Origin of the sequence: Psychrobacillus sp. FSL H8-0487, assembly GCF_038008385.1 — a bacterium.
GTDB classification, from domain to species: domain Bacteria; phylum Bacillota; class Bacilli; order Bacillales_A; family Planococcaceae; genus Psychrobacillus; species Psychrobacillus psychrotolerans.
In genome coordinates, this window is sequence record NZ_JBBOZA010000001.1 from 1,227,855 (window position 1) to 1,247,479 (window position 19,625).

General features: G+C 37.5%; 20 protein-coding genes. All 20 read left to right on the plus strand.

The window, feature by feature from the left end; all coding sequences use genetic code 11:
* The first annotated feature begins 188 nt into the window (after positions 1-188).
* Complete coding sequence (gene sdaAB, locus MHI47_RS05825) at positions 189-851, plus strand: L-serine ammonia-lyase, iron-sulfur-dependent subunit beta (RefSeq protein ID WP_340830005.1); 663 nt, start codon at positions 189-191, stop codon at positions 849-851.
* Between the two features lie 12 nt (positions 852-863).
* Positions 864-1,763 carry an L-serine ammonia-lyase, iron-sulfur-dependent, subunit alpha gene (sdaAA, locus tag MHI47_RS05830; protein WP_093535218.1) on the plus strand — a complete coding sequence of 300 codons (900 nt, stop codon included), beginning with the start codon at positions 864-866 and terminating at the stop codon, positions 1,761-1,763.
* Entirely contained in the window at positions 1,753-3,801 is a 2,049-nt protein-coding gene (gene recG / locus MHI47_RS05835; protein ID WP_340832008.1) for an ATP-dependent DNA helicase RecG, read from the plus strand. The genes sdaAA and recG overlap by 11 nt, the downstream gene beginning before the upstream one ends.
* Before the next feature lie 96 nt (positions 3,802-3,897).
* Complete coding sequence (fapR, locus tag MHI47_RS05840) at positions 3,898-4,464, plus strand: transcription factor FapR (RefSeq protein ID WP_093535216.1); 567 nt, start codon at positions 3,898-3,900, stop codon at positions 4,462-4,464.
* Between the two features lie 15 nt (positions 4,465-4,479).
* Positions 4,480-5,475 (plus strand): phosphate acyltransferase PlsX, encoded by a 996-nt coding sequence (plsX, locus tag MHI47_RS05845; RefSeq protein WP_340830008.1) that lies wholly within the window; start codon positions 4,480-4,482, stop codon positions 5,473-5,475.
* Positions 5,468-6,418 (plus strand): ACP S-malonyltransferase, encoded by a 951-nt coding sequence (gene fabD, locus MHI47_RS05850; protein ID WP_340761905.1) that lies wholly within the window; start codon positions 5,468-5,470, stop codon positions 6,416-6,418. Before plsX ends, fabD begins: the two co-directional genes overlap by 8 nt.
* On the plus strand, positions 6,411-7,157 hold the full coding sequence (gene fabG / locus MHI47_RS05855) for a 3-oxoacyl-[acyl-carrier-protein] reductase (protein ID WP_340830009.1): 747 nt from the start codon (positions 6,411-6,413) through the stop codon (positions 7,155-7,157). The genes fabD and fabG overlap by 8 nt, the downstream gene beginning before the upstream one ends.
* Before the next feature lie 95 nt (positions 7,158-7,252).
* On the plus strand, positions 7,253-7,489 hold the full coding sequence (gene acpP / locus MHI47_RS05860) for an acyl carrier protein (protein ID WP_093535208.1): 237 nt from the start codon (positions 7,253-7,255) through the stop codon (positions 7,487-7,489).
* Between the two features lie 160 nt (positions 7,490-7,649).
* Positions 7,650-8,408, plus strand: a complete 759-nt coding sequence (gene rnc / locus MHI47_RS05865) for a ribonuclease III (protein ID WP_093535206.1) — start codon at positions 7,650-7,652, stop codon at positions 8,406-8,408.
* 3 nt (positions 8,409-8,411) lie between these two features.
* Positions 8,412-11,966: a chromosome segregation protein SMC gene (gene smc / locus MHI47_RS05870; RefSeq protein WP_340830010.1), complete on the plus strand. Its 3,555-nt coding sequence runs from the start codon at positions 8,412-8,414 to the stop codon at positions 11,964-11,966.
* A 13-nt stretch (positions 11,967-11,979) separates the two neighbouring features.
* Positions 11,980-13,008, plus strand: a complete 1,029-nt coding sequence (gene ftsY / locus MHI47_RS05875) for a signal recognition particle-docking protein FtsY (RefSeq protein WP_340830012.1) — start codon at positions 11,980-11,982, stop codon at positions 13,006-13,008.
* Between the two features lie 111 nt (positions 13,009-13,119).
* On the plus strand, positions 13,120-13,449 hold the full coding sequence (locus MHI47_RS05880) for a putative DNA-binding protein (protein WP_093535200.1): 330 nt from the start codon (positions 13,120-13,122) through the stop codon (positions 13,447-13,449).
* Between the two features lie 13 nt (positions 13,450-13,462).
* Positions 13,463-14,818, plus strand: a complete 1,356-nt coding sequence (gene ffh, locus MHI47_RS05885; protein WP_093535198.1) for a signal recognition particle protein — start codon at positions 13,463-13,465, stop codon at positions 14,816-14,818.
* A 93-nt stretch (positions 14,819-14,911) separates the two neighbouring features.
* Entirely contained in the window at positions 14,912-15,184 is a 273-nt protein-coding gene (rpsP, locus tag MHI47_RS05890; RefSeq protein ID WP_093535196.1) for a 30S ribosomal protein S16, read from the plus strand.
* A gap of 14 nt (positions 15,185-15,198) precedes the next feature.
* Entirely contained in the window at positions 15,199-15,432 is a 234-nt protein-coding gene (locus tag MHI47_RS05895; RefSeq protein ID WP_093535194.1) for a KH domain-containing protein, read from the plus strand.
* A 664-nt stretch (positions 15,433-16,096) separates the two neighbouring features.
* On the plus strand, positions 16,097-16,615 hold the full coding sequence (rimM, locus tag MHI47_RS05900; RefSeq protein WP_093535192.1) for a ribosome maturation factor RimM: 519 nt from the start codon (positions 16,097-16,099) through the stop codon (positions 16,613-16,615).
* The gene (gene trmD, locus MHI47_RS05905; RefSeq protein WP_093535733.1) at positions 16,615-17,343 is read left to right on the plus strand and encodes a tRNA (guanosine(37)-N1)-methyltransferase TrmD; all 729 of its coding nucleotides are present in this window, start codon (positions 16,615-16,617) and stop codon (positions 17,341-17,343) included. The genes rimM and trmD overlap by 1 nt, the downstream gene beginning before the upstream one ends.
* A gap of 138 nt (positions 17,344-17,481) precedes the next feature.
* A complete protein-coding gene (gene rplS / locus MHI47_RS05910) occupies positions 17,482-17,826 on the plus strand; it encodes a 50S ribosomal protein L19 (RefSeq protein ID WP_093535190.1) in 345 nt (114 codons plus the stop codon).
* Between the two features lie 286 nt (positions 17,827-18,112).
* Complete coding sequence (gene lepB / locus MHI47_RS05915) at positions 18,113-18,676, plus strand: signal peptidase I (RefSeq protein ID WP_340830014.1); 564 nt, start codon at positions 18,113-18,115, stop codon at positions 18,674-18,676.
* A 13-nt stretch (positions 18,677-18,689) separates the two neighbouring features.
* Positions 18,690-19,541, plus strand: coding sequence for a ribosome biogenesis GTPase YlqF (ylqF, locus tag MHI47_RS05920; RefSeq protein WP_340761909.1), 852 nt, complete (start codon positions 18,690-18,692; stop codon positions 19,539-19,541).
* The last annotated feature ends 84 nt before the right edge of the window (positions 19,542-19,625 follow it).

Consider the following 19,625-nt stretch of genomic DNA (forward strand, 5'->3'; position numbering starts at 1 on the left):
TTTATAAAGGATATTAGATTGGCTCACCCTGTGCCATGAATGGTTTGGTTCGTATCCTAATACATACACTAGAAAATATATCCCCGTATCTAATTGCCGAAGTTTACTAGATAAAATATAATACTTTGTTTATTTTGAGGTTAGAGTGTAAAATGGGGGTACTAAAACATCATGTGGAGGTTTAATCAGTGAAATTTAAATCTGTTTTTGATATTATCGGGCCAGTTATGATAGGTCCGTCCTCCTCCCATACTGCTGGGGCAGCTCGTATAGGGCGAGTAGCTAGGGACTTATTTGGAAAACAGCCTACATGGGCAAAAATATATTTATACGGGTCTTTCGCAGAAACATATAAAGGTCACGGAACGGATAAAGCAATTGTTGGTGGTTTGCTAGATTATGATACTTTTGATGAACGCATTAAAACAGCGTTTGAGGACGCGAAGCAAGCTGGTTTAACATATGAATTTATACCAGAGACCGCACATACAGAGCATCCGAATACTACACGGATCGTCATTGGTGACGAAAGCCGTGAAATGTCTATGGTCGGAATTTCTATTGGCGGCGGAAAGACGGAAATTACAGAGTTGAATGGTTTTCCACTACGTCTTTCAGGTGAACTAGCGGCTATTTTAGTAGTTCATGAGGATCGTTCAGGGTGTATTGCAAGTGTGTCAAACTGTTTAGCAAAATATGATATTAATATTGGACATATGGAAGTTTCGAGACGAGAAAAAGGAAATATGGCTTTGATGGTTATTGAAATCGATCAAAATGTGAATGAACAAATATTAAATGAAATTAGTGAATTGCCTAATATTACGCAAGTAACAAGAATCGCCGATTAAGGGGGAATACAAATGGAAGTTCTATTTCGTAACGTTCGTGAATTAGTAGAGCGAGCAACCCGGGAAAACAAACTGATCTCTGAAATAATGATAGAACAGGAAATAATGATTACAGATCGTTCTAGAGAAGATATAATGGCTCAAATGGATCGTAATTTGACGGTTATGGAAGAGGCTGTTGAAAAAGGCCTTCGTGGTGTTCAATCTACTTCGGGTCTCACTGGTGGAGATGCAGTTTTACTACAAAACTATCTTAAAAAAGGAAATACTCTTACAGGAGGGCTTATGTTAGATGCTGTTAGTAAAGCAGTGGCAACTAACGAAGTTAATGCTGCTATGGGAACGATATGTGCAACACCAACAGCAGGTTCGGCGGGAGTAGTTCCTGGTACTTTATTTGCAGTAAAAAACAAATTGAATCCTACTAGAGAACAGATGATACGGTACTTGTTCACATCTGGTGCTTTTGGATTTATAGTAGCGAATAATGCTTCTATTTCAGGAGCAGAGGGCGGTTGTCAGGCAGAAGTTGGTTCTGCTTCAGGAATGGCGGCAGCAGCAATCGTAGAAATGGCGGGAGGATCTCCTGCTCAATGTGCGGAAGCTTTTGCGATAACATTAAAAAACATGCTTGGGTTAGTTTGTGATCCAGTAGCTGGATTAGTAGAAGTACCTTGTGTGAAAAGAAATGCGATGGGTGCCGCTAATTCATTAGTGGCAGCAGATATGGCGCTAGCGGGTGTAACTAGTCGAATTCCATGTGACGAAGTAATAGATGCAATGTATCGAATTGGTCAATCGATGCCCTCTACTTTAAAAGAAACTGGTCAAGGTGGTCTTGCAGCAACACCTACTGGTAGATGGTTAGAGTCTAAAATTTTTGGTGGAGCAGTAGTTGGAAGTGGAAACTAATAAGTATGATTTAGTCGCTTCTCTAAAGGGAGTGGGAAGTAGTACAGCAAACGCCTTGCAAGACCTAGGTATTGTTACTTTAGAGGATTTAGTTATGACATTCCCTTATAGACACGAGGATTTCCGACTAAAAAATTTGGCAGAGACTGCGCATAATGAACGAGTGACAGTAGAAGGAAGGGTCGAAAGTGAGCCTTCCCTTCTTTTTTTAGGGAAAAACAAATCCAGAATGCAAGTTCGAATACTAGCAGGACAACACTTAATAAAGGCTGTATTTTTCAACCAAGGCTATTTAAAAGATAAGATAATTCCAGGTTCTATCGTAACCGTATCGGGAAAATGGGATCGAGGTAGACAGGTCATTAATGTCTCTACTTTTTCAATTGGACCAAAAACGGATTTACAAGATTTTGAACCGGTATATTCTTTAAAAGGCTCGATCAATCAAAAAACATTTCGTAAGTTCATGAGGCAAGCACTGGATCATTTAAAGGGATCTTTAGTAGATCCACTACCAGATTCTATTCGAGTGCCATACCGTTTACCAGGTATATCAGATGCTTTAGAAGGTATTCATTTCCCTCTAGATGCGGAACATTCCAAAGATGCAAGAAGGCGTTTTGTGTATGAGGAATTATTAGTTTTTCAATTAAAAATGCAGGCTATTAAAAAGGTTCGAAAAGAACAAAATGTAGGGAATGGGATTGCCTTCCATAATGATCTAGTTAAGAAGCTAATCGAAACTTTGCCATATGAACTTACAAATGCTCAAAAAAGAGTCGTCAATGAGATATGTCGAGACTTACGGGAACCTCATCGTATGAATCGCTTACTTCAGGGGGATGTTGGGTCTGGAAAAACAATAGTCGCCGCAATTTGTTTATATGCCGTCATTACAGCGGGGTATCAAGGAGCATTAATGGCTCCTACCGAAATCTTAGCTGAGCAGCATGCTAGTTCACTTGACGAATGGTTAGCTCCTATAGGTGTCCGAATTGCTTTACTGACCGGTTCAACAAAAACTAAAGCTAGAAGAGCAGTCTTAGAAAATCTAGCAGCTGGGACTATAGATCTTTTAATAGGGACGCATGCATTAATTCAACCAGATGTTGTATTTAAAAAGCTTGGGCTTGTCATAACCGATGAGCAGCATAGATTTGGTGTGGAGCAGCGGAGAGTCCTAAAAGACAAAGGGGAAAATCCAGATGTTCTTTTTATGACCGCGACTCCTATTCCTCGTACTTTAGCTATTACGGCTTTTGGGGAAATGGATGTTTCCATTATCGATGAAATGCCTGCAGGTCGTAAGAAGATTGAAACACATTGGATGAAACCTGATCAGCTACATAAATTGATAGCTCGATTAAAAAGTGAACTGGCTACCGGAAGACAAGCTTATATAATTTGTCCTTTAATCGAGGAGTCTGAAAAGCTTGATGTCCAAAATGCGGTAGATGTGTATAACATGATGACAGAAGAACTGAAGGGCACCTGCACAGTTGGTTTAATGCACGGAAGACTCCATTCGGATGAGAAAGAACAAGTAATGAGAGATTTCTCAGAAGGTGCTATCCAGGTATTAGTTTCCACTACAGTTGTAGAGGTTGGTGTAAATGTTCCGAATGCAACATTTATGATAATTTTCGATGCAGAGCGTTTTGGTCTAGCCCAGTTACATCAACTACGAGGTCGAGTTGGTCGAGGCGAACATCAATCATTTTGTGTATTGTTAGCTGATCCAAAGTCCGAAGAAGGAAAAGAGCGAATGGTTTCCATGACCGAGACTAATGATGGCTTTATACTAGCAGAAAAAGATTTAGAACTTCGAGGTCCTGGTGACTTTTTTGGGAAAAAACAAAGTGGACTTCCAGAATTTAAAGTAGCAGATCTTGTGCATGATTATCGTGCTTTAAATACTGCTAAAGTGGATGCTGAGAGGTTATTAGACTCTAAAGAATTTTGGGATTCGAGTGAAATGGCGGGACTCCGCGAGATGCTGATAAATTCAAAAGCTATGGATGGAGAACGAATTGATTAAAGAGAATGTAAGAAGGATTTTGAATCTATTCTTGCATTCTTTTTTTAATATTTATATACTGATATTAGTACCAAGTGCTAAAATGGTGGTGAGGATATGAAATACTCCAAAAAGGATAGGCAGAAATTACTTTTAGAAACATTAGATAAAAACCCGTTTGTGACGGATGAAAATTTAGCTTCTACTTTTCATGTAAGTGTTCAAACTATCCGACTGGATAGAATGGAATTATCTATTCCGGAATTGCGAGAACGTATTAAGTCAGTTGCTGCTCATAATTTTGGAGAAGACGTCAAGTCTCTTCCAATTGACGAAGTAATTGGAGAGATTATTGATATAGATTTGGATAAACAAGCGATTTCCATATTAGATATTACACATGATCATGTTTTTGCTAGAAATGGTATAGCAAGAGGACACCATTTATTTGCTCAGGCCAATTCATTAGCCGTTGCGGTTATAAATGATGATTTAGCGCTTACTCGAAAGTCTAATCTTACATTTGTTAAACCTGTAAAAGTAGGAGATCGTGTAATTGCTAAAGCAGTCGTGACATCCAGTGATGTCGAAAAGAATAGTACGTTAATAGAGGTTACTAGCAAGGTAGAAAATGAGACGGTTTTCGTTGGTCAATTTAGCATGTACCGAGTAACGATGTCATAAAAAAGGTGATTAATAATGAAAATTTCAATAGATGCAATGGGTGGGGACAATGCTCCTCATGAAATAGTAAAAGGCGTTTACGAGGCGTTAGAAGCGTTCCAAGATATAGAAATTCAGTTATATGGTGATGAGGAAAAGCTTGCCTCGTTAATAACGAAACATCAACGTTTAATAGTTATACATACAGATGAAGTAATTGAAGGGACAGATGAGCCTGTTCGTGCAATTAGAAGAAAGAAAAACTCCTCCTTGGTTAAAATGGCTGAATCTGTGAAAAGTGGAGATTCAGATGCTTGCGTGTCAGCGGGGAATACTGGCGCTTTAATGGCGGCTGGATTATTTATAGTTGGTCGTATCGATCAAGTAGATCGTCCTGCTTTAGCACCGACATTACCTACGCTTGATGGAAAAGGGTTTGTTATGTTGGATTTAGGTGCCAATGCCGATGCAAAACCTGAGCATTTAGAGCAGTTTGCGGTTATGGGTAGTATATATGCTGAGAAAGTTCGCGGTATTTCGAATCCTCGTGTGGGGCTGCTGAATATTGGGACAGAAGATATTAAAGGAAACGAGTTAACTAAAGCTGCCTTTAAGCTTTTAAAAGACGCACCTATTAATTTCGTGGGTAATGTGGAATCTAGAGATTTACTTAATGGAGTAGCGGACGTGGTTGTGACGGATGGTTTTACTGGGAACATGGTACTTAAAACGATTGAAGGTACAGCTTCGGGCATATTTACTTTATTGAAGGAAGCTTTTAATACATCTGCTAAAACAAAAATATCTTATTTACTGGCAAAAAATGAACTTAAAGTGTTAAAAAACACATTAGATTACTCCGAATATGGAGGAGCAGGATTATTCGGTCTGAAAGCTCCAGTTATTAAAGCGCATGGTTCCTCGAACGGTCGAGCTATCTATCATGCCATCAGACAGGCTCGTACAATGGTGGAGCATAATGTTGCGGACATAATTTCAACTACATTACGAAAGGAATCACCCAATGACTAAAATTGCTTTTATCTTCCCTGGCCAAGGTTCACAAACAGTGGGCATGGGTCAACAATTAGTAGAGAATAATACAGATTGTCATCATTTTTATGAACAAGCAAATGAAGTATTAGGATTTTCTTTGAGTGAGCTTATGTTGAATGGACCTGCAGAGGAACTTACCAAAACCTATAATGCACAGCCGGCATTACTCACTACAAGTTCCATGATTGCACACAAACTAAAACAAGCTGGAATCATACCTAATTTTACCGCTGGTCATAGTTTAGGTGAATATTCTGCCCTAGTTGCGTCAGATGTTCTAAGCTTTGCAGAAGCGGTTTTATTAGTTCATCAAAGAGGTTTATATATGAATGAAGCAGTACCTGCCGGAAAAGGTGCGATGACTGCGATTCTCGGATTAGGCAAAGATGAATTAGCAGCTGTTACTCATGATGTCACTTCAAACGGTGAGGTTGTGCAAATAGCTAATTTAAATTGTCCAGGTCAGATTGTTATTTCGGGAACTGCTGCAGGAGTATTAGAAGCATCAAGTAAAGCAAAAGAAGCTGGTGCTAAAAGAGCGATTCCTCTAGTAGTAAGTGGACCATTCCACTCCGAACTAATGAGACCTGCAGCGCAGCAATTAGATGCTGCAATTTCAGCAATTGAACTAAAGCAAGCTTCTATACCTGTCATTTCAAATGTAACTGCTGAACCAGTTACAGATGCTAGCCATATTAAAAATTTACTAGTTGAACAATTGTATTCACCTGTTCGTTGGGAAGAATCGATTCAACAGATGATAGAGCAAGGAACGACTATTTTTGTAGAATGTGGTCCTGGTAAAGTCTTAAGTGGTTTAGTGAAAAAGATCGATCGATCTGTAACTACTTATTGTGTGCATGATGAAGAGACATTACAGCAAGTTATTACTGAGCTAGGAGTTGAGCAACATGGGTAAATTAGATGGGAAATCTGCAATTGTAACTGGTGCTTCTCGCGGGATAGGAAAAGATATTGCTTTATACCTTGCGAATGAGGGAGCTAAGGTTGCTGTTAACTATAGTGGGAGTAAAGAGAGAGCAGAAGCTGTGGTAGAAGAAATTAAAGATTCAGGTGGAGAGGCTTTTGCTATTCAAGCGAATGTAGACAAAGCAGATGATGTTCAAAATCTAATAAGCTCCACTTTAGAGGAATTTGGTTCGATTGATATTTTAGTAAACAATGCTGGTATCACTCGTGATAATCTACTTATGCGTATGAAGGAACAAGAGTGGGATGATGTGCTTAATACGAATTTAAAAGGTGTTTTTCTTTGTACAAAAGCTGTGACAAGACAAATGATGAAACAACGAGCAGGGAGAATTATTAATATTACGTCGATTGTTGGAGTTTCTGGGAATGCAGGGCAGGCCAATTATGTCGCTGCTAAAGCTGGGGTTATTGGTCTAACTAAGTCATCTGCTAAAGAATTGGCCAGTCGTAATATAACAGTGAACTCGGTTGCACCTGGATTTATAACAACAGATATGACAGATGCTTTACCGGAAGATATTAAGTCTCAAATGTTAAGCCAGATTCCACTAGCTAAATTTGGAAATCCGGTAGACATCGCTAAGGCGGTTGCATTTTTAGCCTCGGAAGACGCAAATTATATAACTGGTCAAACAATTCATGTAAATGGCGGCATGTATATGTAAGGCTCCAGTCTATATAGGAGTTTTATGTATAAATTGTAGTAGCACTTTCATTACAAAGCAGTTTTTTGTATAATCATTGAGGGGAGGTGACTAATGTGTCAACTGTTTTAGAACGCGTAACTAAAGTAATCATCGATCGTCTAGGAGTAGATGAGAACGAAGTAAAATTAGAAGCATCTTTTCGTGAAGATTTAGGTGCAGACTCTCTAGATGTGGTAGAATTAGTAATGGAATTAGAAGATGAATTCGATATGGAAATTTCAGATGAAGATGCTGAACAAATTTCAACTGTAGGTAGTGCAGTTAAATATATTGAAAGCAAACAAGGTTAAATATTATGCAGTAGGAAGTCTACTACATAAAATTTAATAGTAGCAGAGGCGTTCTACTTATTCCATGTGAATAAGAGAACGTCTCTATTTCTTTTTGCACATTAGGCTAGAAACGGGTAAACTTAGATGAACATATGATAAGTGGAAAGGCAGATAATTCATGAAAGTAAATCGCAAAAAAAATAATATTCGCAGAGTAATTTTTTCAGAAACTGTAAAAGAACAATTTGAGCAGTTTCAGGAGCATTTCCAAATAAGATTTGAAAATCCAACATTATTGTATCAAGCCTTTACCCATTCATCTTATGTGAATGAGCATCGTCGTAAATTTTTTGCCGATAACGAACGTCTAGAGTTCCTTGGAGACGCAGTATTAGAATTGTCCGTTTCTCAATATTTATTTCAAAAATATACTGGCATGAGTGAAGGCGAGTTAACTAAACTCCGAGCGGCCATCGTTTGTGAGCCATCTCTTGTATTGTTTGCAAATGAGTTGAACTTCGGCAAATATGTATTGTTAGGAAAAGGGGAAGAGCTAACGGGCGGTCGTGAAAGACCTGCACTTTTAGCAGACGTTTTTGAAGCATATATCGGTGCATTATATTTAGATCAGGGATTAGAAACAGTTATAGAGTTTTTAGAAAAAATTGTTTTCCCCAAAATCGAACTCGGTGCTTTTTCGCATGTGATGGATTATAAAAGTCAATTACAAGAAATTATTCAACAACAAAATATTGGTACGTTAAGCTATGAAATAGTAGAGGAAAAAGGACCGGCTCATAATCGTACTTTTGTTTCTCGGGTTATTTTAAACACTAAAGAACTGGGTATCGGCGATGGTCGTTCTAAAAAAGAGGCAGAACAACAAGCTGCAAGACTTGCTATACTCGCATTAAGGGATTCAGAACAGGGGGAATAGTCATTGTTCCTTAAAAGATTAGAAATTGTTGGATTTAAATCTTTTGCAGACCGTATTGGAATTGATTTTGTTCCAGGAGTTACTGCAGTAGTAGGGCCAAATGGTAGTGGAAAAAGTAATGTTACAGATGCAATAAGATGGGTTTTAGGAGAGCAGTCTGCGAAGTCTCTTCGAGGTGCAAAAATGGAGGATGTCATTTTTGCCGGAAGTGATTCTAGAAAAGCATTGAACTTTGCAGAAGTGAACTTGATATTAGATAATGCAGACCAACGGGTAGCTCTTGATTTTTCGGAAATTAGTGTGACTAGAAGAGTGTTCCGTTCTGGCGACAGTGAATACTTGTTAAATAAACAAACATGCAGATTGAAGGATATTACGGACTTATTTATGGATTCTGGGCTTGGAAAAGAAGCGTTTTCTATTATTTCTCAAGGCCGGGTCGACGAAATACTAAATAGTCGACCTGAAGATCGCCGTACTATTTTTGAAGAAACTGCAGGTGTTTTAAAGTACAAGCAACGTAAAAAGAAAGCTGAATTCAAGCTAATTGAAACAGACGATAACTTAAATCGTGTTCTCGATATTTTGCATGAATTGGATAGTCGAATGGAGCCTTTGCAGATTCAATCCTCTCTGGCGTCCGATTATTTAATAATGTCCGCAGAACTTAAGGATATTGAAATTGCAGTTATCGCTCATGATTTAAGGGATTTTGTTCAAGAAAATATAGAATTAAAAACAAAGTTAAGTGAACTTCAGCACATCAAACAGTCTCTACTTTTACAAATTGACGAGCTGGAAAAAAATATTCAGCAAGACAGAAAAGTAATGACCGCTAGTGATGAAAAGTTGGATACAGAGCAAAGTGAACTAGTAGAATCCAGTTCTGAATTAGAACGCTTGGAAGGCAGAAAGCTGCTTTTGGCGGAGAAACAACAAAATGCTAGTCAACAAATATCGCAGCTTAAAAAGGCGCTAGCAGAAGAACGTTATAAAGTTCAAACGCTAGAAGAGCAAATGAAAACGAATAACAAAGAAAAATCTAATAAACAAGCTCAACTTAAAGTACTTCGTGCTAAAAAGGTTCAAATCGATCATGTGTTGAGTAAATCTGCTTCTGAAATGGAAGAAGAAATTGAAGATTTGAAAAGTACATATATCGATTTGCTAAATGAAGAAGCAACTATGAAGAACGAGATGAAACATATGGAGCAACAACTTCACTTTGAACTCGTTACTTCAGAAAAAATGGTTGCAGACTACCAAGAAATTAAAAACGAATTAGAAAAGCTAACAATCCGCAAAAACGAGTTAGACCCGTTATTGTCAAAATGTCAAAAGGATCTACAAGCAAGGCTTACGGATTATAAAACAAAAAGAGAAGTTTCAGAACGTCTAGAAGGTTCCTTTGAAGAGCAACAAACAATGCTTCAAAAAGCCTATCAGATGAAACACCAAATGCAAGCAAGAAGAGATTCATTGGAAGAGTTAGAATCTGAGTTTTCCGGGTTTTTCCAAGGAGTTAAAGAGGTTCTTATTGCGCGAGAAAAGAAGGAACTAAAAGGTATTCACGGAGCTGTTGCTGAACTAATTCAAATACCAGAATCATATATGACGGCAATTGATACTGCTATTGGTCCGCAATCTCAGCATATAATTACGGATAGTAGCCAGGATGCTAGAATTGCAATAGATTGGTTAAAGAAGAAAAGGGTAGGCCGAGCAACATTCCTACCACTACAGGTTATGAAATCTCGTAAAATAAACGAGTTCACACTCAATTCTATTCAAGACCATCCATCTTTTGTAAATACAGCGGATAAACTTGTTAATTATTCTGAAGGCTATCAAATTATTGTAGAAAATCTTCTTGGTAATATTATAATTGCCAAAGATTTAAAAGGGGCCAATGAAATGGCTGCTCGACTGCAATATAAATTCCGTTTCGTTACATTAGATGGAGATGTAGTAAATGCCGGAGGATCTTTAACAGGGGGGTCTGTTAAACAGCAGTCTTCTTTATTTACTCGTAAAGCAGAGCTTGAACAACTTAATATCAAGCTAGTAGAACTAGAAAAATCTGTTTTAGAAGCAGAAGTTTCTGTTTCTAAAAGAAAACAAGAAGTACAAGACTTGAAAATAGATTTAGAAGACACTCGAATTTCTGGTGAGCAACTAAGAGAATTAGAGCATAAACTTCTTTCAGAATCTAGAGAATGTGCTGCTATAATTTCTAGATTGACAAGTCAGTTATTGGAATATGACGAGGAAAAAACAGAGAAGAATCATCTCCATGAAGGCTTAGTTCAGAAAAAAACGCAAACTGCTGCCAGAAGTAAAGAAATTAACGAGTCATTGATTTCTATTCAGAAAACAATTGATGAACTACAGTCGTTGAAGCAACAATCTTTGCAAGAGAAAGATAAATTCCAAAATGAGTTAGGCGAATTACTTTCTCTTATCGCTGTTGTCAATGAACAACTATCTCAACTTGAGAAAGAAAAAGCTCTTTTGGAACAGTCTAGTACGGTGAGTGTACAAAAAGTGACAACCTTACAAAAGGAAATCGCTTGGTATGAAAATGATGACCAAGGGGAGACATCTCCGGAAGAATTAATAGATCTAATCGAAAAACATAAAAAGAAAAAAGAGTATTTAATCGTTCAAATACAATCAGGTAAAACTAAGCGGTCAGAACTTGCACAATTAATATTGCAAGCAGAACTGTCATTAAAACAATTGCAACAACAAGCTAATATACATCTTATGGATGAACGAACGTTAGACATAAAACAAAGTAAAATTGAAGTAGAAATGAAGTCGTTACAAAATCATTTAGAAGAAACTTATGAAATGACATTAGAAGATGCAGAGCAGAATTATCCATTTGACATGGACGAGGATTTGGCCCGTAAAAAGGTTAAATTATTAAAGCGCTCTATTGAAGAATTGGGTCCGATAAATCTTAGTTCCATTCAGGAGTTTGAACAAGTAAACGAACGTCATTCATTCCTAACTGAACAAAGAGAAGATTTGTTATCCGCTCAAGAGACATTACATGAGGTTATTAAAGAAATGGATGAAGAGATGACCATTCGTTTTGAAACAACCTTCAATGAAATTCAACGTCATTTTAAAGTAGTGTTCCGAGAACTATTTGGTGGTGGTCAGGCAGATTTGTTATTAACAGACCCAACGTCGTTACTTGATACGGGGATAGAGATTCTGGCTCAGCCTCCAGGGAAAAAATTACAAAACCTTTCTTTATTATCTGGTGGAGAACGAGCACTTACAGCCATTGCTTTACTATTCTCGATTTTACGAACACGCCCAGTTCCATTTTGTATTTTGGATGAAGTGGAAGCAGCACTTGACGAGGCTAATGTCACACGTTATAGCGATTATTTAAAGAAATTCAGCAACGATACACAGTTTATCGTGATTACACATCGTAAGGGTACAATGGAAGGCGCGGACGTCCTATATGGTATTACCATGCAGGAATCTGGTATTTCTAAATTAGTTTCTGTTAAATTAGAAGAGGAATTAGTAACTTAAAAGGAGTTTATATATGAGCTTTTTTAAAAAATTCAAAGAAAAAATGTTAGGTTCTACTCCAGAAGCAGAAGAAACAGTTTCTATAACAAATAAGTTTAAAGAAGGTCTTTCCAAAACAAGAAACCAATTTACGTCAAAGGTAAATGATTTAGTAGCCAAATATCGTAAAGTGGACGAAGACTTTTTTGAAGAACTAGAGGAAATATTACTTCAAGCGGATGTAGGTTTCGAAACAGTAACAGAATTAATGGATTCATTACGCTTTGAAGTACAACGCAAAAACATTAAAAATACTTCTGGCATTCAATCGGTTATTTCTGAGAAGTTAGTAGAAATTTATAATGCTGGTGAGGACGACGTAACGGAGCTTCAACTTGAAGAAAATGATTTATCTGTTATTTTGTTTGTCGGAGTGAACGGCGTTGGTAAAACGACGACGATAGGAAAACTTGCCCATCGTTTAAAAGGGGAAGGGAAAAACGTTATGCTAGCAGCGGGGGATACGTTCCGTGCTGGGGCTATCGAACAACTGCAAGTATGGGGAGATAGAGTAGGAGTCGAAGTTATTAAGCAGTCAGAAGGCTCCGATCCTGCAGCAGTTATGTATGACGCTGTAAGAGCTGCTAAATCTCGCGGTGTAGATGTGCTAATCTGTGATACTGCAGGTAGGCTACAAAACAAAGTAAACTTAATGAATGAGTTGGAAAAAATTCATCGTGTAATTTCTCGTGAAATACCAAATGCTCCTCATGAAGTGCTACTTGCGCTTGATGCTACTACAGGACAAAATGCACTTGTTCAAGCACAAACGTTTAAAGAAGTAACAAATGTAACGGGTATTGTCTTAACTAAGCTAGATGGTACGGCAAAAGGTGGTATCGTACTCGCGATACGCAATAAACTGCATATTCCCGTAAAGTTTGTTGGTCTAGGAGAACAGATGGATGATTTACAACCATTTGACGCAGAAAAGTATGTATATGGTCTTTTCGCTGATGGATTAGACTTGGAAGAAGCAGAAGAAATAGAGTCAGACAAGTAATTTTACTTGACAGATGTCTTTTCTCTTACTAAACTAGAGTATGATAAGTGATTAGCGAATGGGGAAAGTAATAACCCCATGCTGTAATTGATATGGTAAGGAGAGATGGAAATGATTGAAAAAACAACTCGCATGAATTTTCTCTTCGATTTTTACCAGGCTTTATTAACAGATAAACAAAGAAGCTATATGCAACTTTATTATTTAGATGATTTGTCTCTTGGGGAAATAGCAGAAGAATATACTATTTCAAGGCAGGCTGTATATGACAATATACGTCGAACTGAAGCTATGTTAGAAGAGTATGAGGAAAAACTAAGTCTGTTTTCCAAATTTCAACGTAGACAAGAAACGGTGGAACAACTGCTTTCTCTTGTAGAAGATCAATCATCTGAAAAAGAACTGATTCAACTCATTAATCAATTAAAAGAATGGGATTAGGAGGCGAACGTGCATGGCGTTTGAAGGATTAGCAGAGCGACTCCAAGGTACACTTCAGAAGATTAAAGGTAAAGGTAAAATCTCTGAAGCTGATGTAAAAGAAATGATGAGAGAAGTTCGTTATGCACTTCTTGAGGCAGACGTTAACTTAAAAGTAGTAAAAGAATTCGTTAAAAATGTTTCGGACCGTGCCGTTGGTCAAGACGTGATGAAAAGTTTAACGCCTGGTCAACAGGTTGTTAAAATCGTTAAAGATGAATTGACAGAACTGATGGGTGGAGAGCAAAGTCAAATTTCTTTCTCTACGAGACCCCCTACGGTTATTATGATGGTCGGTTTGCAAGGGGCAGGGAAAACAACTACTACTGGTAAATTAGCCAATGTCCTGCGTAAAAAGTACAACAAAAAGCCTTTATTGGTTGCTGCGGATATTTATAGACCAGCGGCCGTTCAACAGCTGCAAACTATCGGGAAACAGCTTTCTTTACCTGTGTTTGCATTGGGGACCGATATTTCCCCTGTTGAAATTGTTAAGCAGGCTATAGAACAAGCTAAGGAAGAACATCACGATGTAGTTATTATAGATACCGCTGGACGTCTTCATATTGATGAGACACTTATGCAAGAGTTAAAAGATATACGCGCAATTAAAGAACCTGATGAGGTATTTTTAGTTGTAGATGCAATGACTGGTCAGGATGCAGTCAACGTAGCAAATAATTTTAACGAAGCTATAGGTATTACCGGTGTCGTTTTAACGAAATTAGATGGAGATACACGTGGTGGTGCTGCGTTATCTATTCGCTCCGTTACTCAAAAACCGATTAAATTTGTCGGGATGGGTGAAAAAATGGATGCATTAGAGCCTTTCCATCCGGAACGAATGGCTTCTAGAATTTTAGGTATGGGCGATATGATGTCACTTATCGAAAAAGCTCAGGCAAATGTCGATGAAGAACGTGCGAAGGAATTAGAAGAGAAATTCCGTACGCAAAGTTTCACATTCGATGATTTCTTAGAGCAAATTGGTCAAGTGAAACAAATGGGACCTTTAGATGAAATTCTAAAAATGTTACCAGGTGCAGGTAAAATCAAAGGGTTGGAAAATGCGAAGGTAGATGAAAAACAGATGGATCGTGTAGAAGCCATCATTTATTCGATGACTACGCAGGAAAAAACAACTCCCGAGATACTTAATGGACCAAGAAAAAAGAGAATTGCTAAAGGGTCTGGTACATCTATTCAAGATATAAACAGATTACTGAAACAATTTGAAGACATGAAAAAAATGATGAAACAAATGACCAATATGCAACAAAAAGGCAAGAAAAAGATGAAAATGCCTGGTCTAGACTCATTATTTAAATAAAAAATATAGGGTGTTAAGAAAAAACACTTTACAAACAAATAAAAGCTTGATAATATACTATCTTGTGTGAAACTATTCGGAGGTGCAATGAAAATGGCAGTAAAAATTCGTTTAAAACGTATCGGAGCTAAAAAGTCTCCTTTCTATCGTATTGTAGTAGCAGACTCTCGCTCACCACGTGATGGTCGTCAAATTGAAACAGTAGGTACTTACAACCCACTTACTAAACCAGCTGAAGTTAAAATTAACGAAGAATTAGCTTTAAAATGGCTTCAAGACGGTGCAAAACCATCTGATACAGTACGTAACTTGTTCTCAGAACAAGGAATTATGGAGAAATTCCATAACGCAAAACTCGGCAAATAATCGGAGGGGACAATGTGAAGCAGCTGATCGAAGCAATCGTTAAACCGATAGTTGATTATCCAGAAAATGTGAAGGTTGAAAAAGAAGAAAATATAAACCGTATAGTTTATAAACTTTCTGTTCATCCTGAAGATATGGGAAAAGTAATTGGCAAACAAGGGCGTGTCGCGAAAGCAATTCGTACAATTGTTTACTCAGCAGCAGGCAGTCACCAAAAGAAAAAAACATATGTCGACATATTAGATTAAAAAGGAAGAACAATTTGTTCTTCCTTTTTTGATAGGTAGAAAACATTATACTCAGTATATGCGTAGCTCCATATATAAAAATGTCCTGTTAACAATTGTTTAAGGAACTTGTTAGAATGAATAATCCCATGATTTCCGTTACAGCTGGACGCTTTCCGCGGGCGTTTCCTCAGCCTCCTCGCTTTGAAAACATATGCTCCTGCGGTTACTCGTCGCAAAGACATTACCCAAACAAAGTTTGGCCAATGTCTTCGCTGCGGGGTCTTCGCCTAACGCTTCCCGCTGGAGTCGCCACCTTGCACTACAATTAATTAATGTGCAGTACTACACAAAAGATTGGGCATAGTTTATCGCTAAAATAAAAAGATTGGTCAAATTTTTAGCGATCAATTAAAATCAATTGTAATTATTTTAAATTAAAAAATGTTATCCAATAATAGATGAAGAATGCAGAAATCAATTTATATTATTTGAGAGAAAATACGACATTGTATGCAACTTTTCTTATATTACGTGGTTATGGTTGAATGTAGCGCAGGTCGGCGACTCCAGTGGGACAGCACGAGGGAGAGACTACAGGCTCGAGCCGTGCCCACGGAAAGCGTCCGACCGGAGTGGAAATCAACGGCATATTTAAATTTTTTTTGACTAGGAGGTAATCTTAATGGAATGGTTTAATGTAGGAAAGATAGTAAATACACATGGTATTTGGGGAGAGGTTCGAGTAATCTCCACGACTGACTTTGCAGATGAACGCTACGAGGTTGGAAGTGAACTTGCTTTACATAAAGCGGATGGTTCTAAACCAATTATGGTTAAGGTAGCAAGTCATCGTAGACATAAGAACTTTGATCTATTAACTTTTGAAGGTTATTCATTGTTAAAAGATGTAGATGTATTTCGTAATGCCATTTTAAAGGTATCTGAAAAATATCTTTCTGATTTAGAAGAAAATGAGTTCTATTTTCATGAAATTATAGGCTGTACAGTAGAGTCTACGGATGGCGAAATCATTGGAACTATAACGGAAATTATTCAAACGGGTGCTAATGATGTATGGACAGTACACCCAGAACAAGGGAAAAAAGATCACTATATCCCATATATTGAGGACGTAGTCAAATCAATTGATATTGAACATAAGAAAATTACCATAGAAGTATTGGATGGTTTACTGTCATGATGAATATTCACATTCTTTCTCTTTTTCCAGAAATGTTTACTGGTGTATTTAACTCATCTATTTTGAAAAAGGCCCAAGAAAAGAATGAAGTAGAAATAAATGTCGTGAATTTTAGAGACTACTCAGGGAATAAACATCATCAAGTAGATGATTATCCTTATGGTGGTGGGGCAGGTATGGTATTAAAGCCAGAACCTATTTTTAATGCCATAGAGGCACTTCCGCCGAGTCAAGGGACAAATAGACGTATTATCCTTTTGTGTCCACAGGGAGAGCGTTTTACGCAAAAAAAAGCGGAAGAGCTTGCTATGGAACAAGAGCTTGTTTTTATTTGCGGACATTATGAAGGCTACGATGAACGAATTCGGGAATATCTAGTTACTGATGAAATTTCTATAGGGGACTTTGTATTAACAGGCGGTGAGTTAGCAGCCATGACTGTGGTAGATAGCGTGGTAAGGTTACTGCCTAATGTATTAGGAAATGCAGAATCGCATGAAAAAGATTCTTTTTCGACTGGTTTGTTAGAGCATCCCCATTATACTCGTCCGGTTGAATATCGAGGTTATAAAGTTCCAGATGTTTTAATGTCTGGAAACCATGCGGCAATTGATAAATGGCGCAAACAACAATCTTTAAATAGAACGTTCACACGCAGACCTGATTTATTGGATCAAATAGAATTGACCTCGGAACAGGAATGTTTATTAAAAGAAATAAAAGGATAGTAATTTTATAATAATTATTGCGTCCGGTAATTAGGTGTGTTATATTTTATTATGTACTTTTATGGAAAGTACTGATTTTGGGTGTTCCGCTGCAACAGCAACTGTGTGTAAGAGCATTCTACAGAAGGAGAGAAAATGATGCAAAACATTATTTCAGAAATCACTAAAGAACAATTACGTTCAGACCTTCCTACATTCCGTCCTGGGGACACAGTTCGTGTTCACGTTAAGGTTGTAGAGGGAACTCGCGAACGTATCCAAATGTACGAAGGAGTTGTAATTAAACGTCGTGGTGGCGGAATTAGCGAAACTTTCACAGTTCGTAAAATTTCATCCGGTGTTGGTGTTGAACGTACATTCCCTGTACACACACCAAAAATTGCAAACTTAGAAGTTACTCGTCGTGGTAAAGTTCGTCGTGCTAAATTGTACTACTTACGTGACCTACGTGGTAAAGCAGCTCGTATTAAAGAACGTCGTTAATAGCAAAAGTAGATGTTGTAGCAAAGGTGGTTCCACTTTTGCTACAACATTTTTTATTTGAAGATAAGAAATTATACAATGTAGCATGAACACCCGATTTGAAGAACATTTAAGGGTGAATAATACTACTGATTTCCGTAGAGCATATAATAGAGTCATTAAAAGGGTATTTACTTTTTGTTCATGATAAACAAATCACACAAACTCCACGAAAATTGGATATTTGTTTTTGCTTGAAAAGAGTTTTCCTTGTACAATAAAGAGAATAACCAAAGGGGGCAAGTTAATGGAACAAGCAAAAAAGCAAAAGAATGAATTATGGGAATGGTCAAAAGCTTTATTAATTGCTTTTGGACTAGCTGCGATAATTCGCTTCTTTTTATTCACACCTATCGTAGTAGACGGAGAATCAATGATGCCCACATTAGAAAATGGCGATCGTATGGTTGTTAACAAGATCGGCTATATGGTTGGTGAGCCAGATCGTTTTGACATAGTAGTATTCCATGCCCCAGAGCAAAAAAATTATATTAAACGTGTAATAGGCCTACCTGGTGATCATGTGGAGTTTATAAATGATCAATTATACGTTAATGGAAAAGAAGTAGATGAACCATATTTAGATCAATATAAAAGTGAAATAACGGACGGTACACTAACAGAGGACTTCGCTATAGAAGGGACTCCTGCCGATGAGGAGATAATCCCTGAAGGTTATATTTTTGTTATGGGTGATAATCGAAGATATAGTAAAGACAGTCGACATATTGGACTAGTCGCTATTGATGAAGTTATTGGTAATACGAATATTGTTTTTTGGCCTCTGAATGAAATTGGTTTTATAAAGTAACAGGAGGTGCACGATGACAATTCAATGGTTTCCAGGTCATATGGCCAAAGCACGAAGAGAAGTAACCGAAAACTTAAAATTAGTGGATATCGTGTTTGAATTAATAGACGCACGATTACCACTATCATCTCGAAATCCAATGATAGATGAAGTGATCCATCAAAAAACGCGATTACTTATTTTAAATAAAATGGATATGGCAGATGAAATGCAGACTAAAAAATGGATTGCTTATTTCGAGGAAAAAGGACATCCAGCAGTGGCGATTAACTCTCTAGAGGGAAAAGGACTACAAACTGTATTCAAGGCCGCAAAAGAGCTTTTAAAGCCTAAATGGGATCGTATGAGAGATAGAGGAATAAAACCTCGTGCAATTCGCGCAATGATTGTTGGAATTCCGAATGTAGGGAAGTCCACGCTGATTAATCGTTTTGCCAAGAAAAATATAGCAAGAACAGGTAATACGCCTGGTGTTACGAAAAGACAACAATGGATCAAAGTAGAAAGAGAAATTGAATTGTTAGATACACCGGGTATCTTGTGGCCAAAGTTTGAAGATCAGCAAGTTGGTTATAAGCTTGCGCTTACTGGTGCTATTAAAGATGCCGTTATTAATATGGAAGATTTAGCGGTATATGGTCTAAACTTCTTGCAGGACCACTATCCAAAGCGGATGGAAGAACGGTATCAGATTACAGAAGTAAGCAAAGATTTAGTAGAAACTTTTGATCATATTGGCAAGTTAAGAAGATGTTATAGAAATGGTACCGAAATAGATTACGATCAAGTATCAGAACTAGTTGTTCGAGATGTGCGCAATCTAAATCTAGGTAGGTTAACGTTTGATTTTGTGGAAGAATATTAATGTTACTGATACCCTTTTTGCCAAATGGTAAAAAGGGTTTTCTCGTTTCTAAAGAGTGTTAGATGGAAGTGGATTTGTTGAATT

Excerpts from the sequence above, each read along its gene's own strand:
- sdaAA (WP_093535218.1), top strand. The coding sequence starts at position 864 with ATGGAAGTTCTATTTCGTAACGTTCGTGAATTAGTAGAGCGAGCAACC.
- fapR (WP_093535216.1), top strand. The coding sequence starts at position 3,898 with ATGAAATACTCCAAAAAGGATAGGCAGAAATTACTTTTAGAAACATTA.
- plsX (WP_340830008.1), top strand. The coding sequence starts at position 4,480 with ATGAAAATTTCAATAGATGCAATGGGTGGGGACAATGCTCCTCATGAA.
- fabD (WP_340761905.1), top strand. The coding sequence starts at position 5,468 with ATGACTAAAATTGCTTTTATCTTCCCTGGCCAAGGTTCACAAACAGTG.
- fabG (WP_340830009.1), top strand. The coding sequence starts at position 6,411 with ATGGGTAAATTAGATGGGAAATCTGCAATTGTAACTGGTGCTTCTCGC.
- rnc (WP_093535206.1), top strand. The coding sequence starts at position 7,650 with ATGAAAGTAAATCGCAAAAAAAATAATATTCGCAGAGTAATTTTTTCA.
- ftsY (WP_340830012.1), top strand. The coding sequence starts at position 11,980 with ATGAGCTTTTTTAAAAAATTCAAAGAAAAAATGTTAGGTTCTACTCCA.
- MHI47_RS05880 (WP_093535200.1), top strand. The coding sequence starts at position 13,120 with ATGATTGAAAAAACAACTCGCATGAATTTTCTCTTCGATTTTTACCAG.
- ffh (WP_093535198.1), top strand. The coding sequence starts at position 13,463 with ATGGCGTTTGAAGGATTAGCAGAGCGACTCCAAGGTACACTTCAGAAG.
- rpsP (WP_093535196.1), top strand. The coding sequence starts at position 14,912 with ATGGCAGTAAAAATTCGTTTAAAACGTATCGGAGCTAAAAAGTCTCCT.
- rimM (WP_093535192.1), top strand. The coding sequence starts at position 16,097 with ATGGAATGGTTTAATGTAGGAAAGATAGTAAATACACATGGTATTTGG.
- trmD (WP_093535733.1), top strand. The coding sequence starts at position 16,615 with ATGAATATTCACATTCTTTCTCTTTTTCCAGAAATGTTTACTGGTGTA.
- rplS (WP_093535190.1), top strand. The coding sequence starts at position 17,482 with ATGCAAAACATTATTTCAGAAATCACTAAAGAACAATTACGTTCAGAC.
- lepB (WP_340830014.1), top strand. The coding sequence starts at position 18,113 with ATGGAACAAGCAAAAAAGCAAAAGAATGAATTATGGGAATGGTCAAAA.
- ylqF (WP_340761909.1), top strand. The coding sequence starts at position 18,690 with ATGACAATTCAATGGTTTCCAGGTCATATGGCCAAAGCACGAAGAGAA.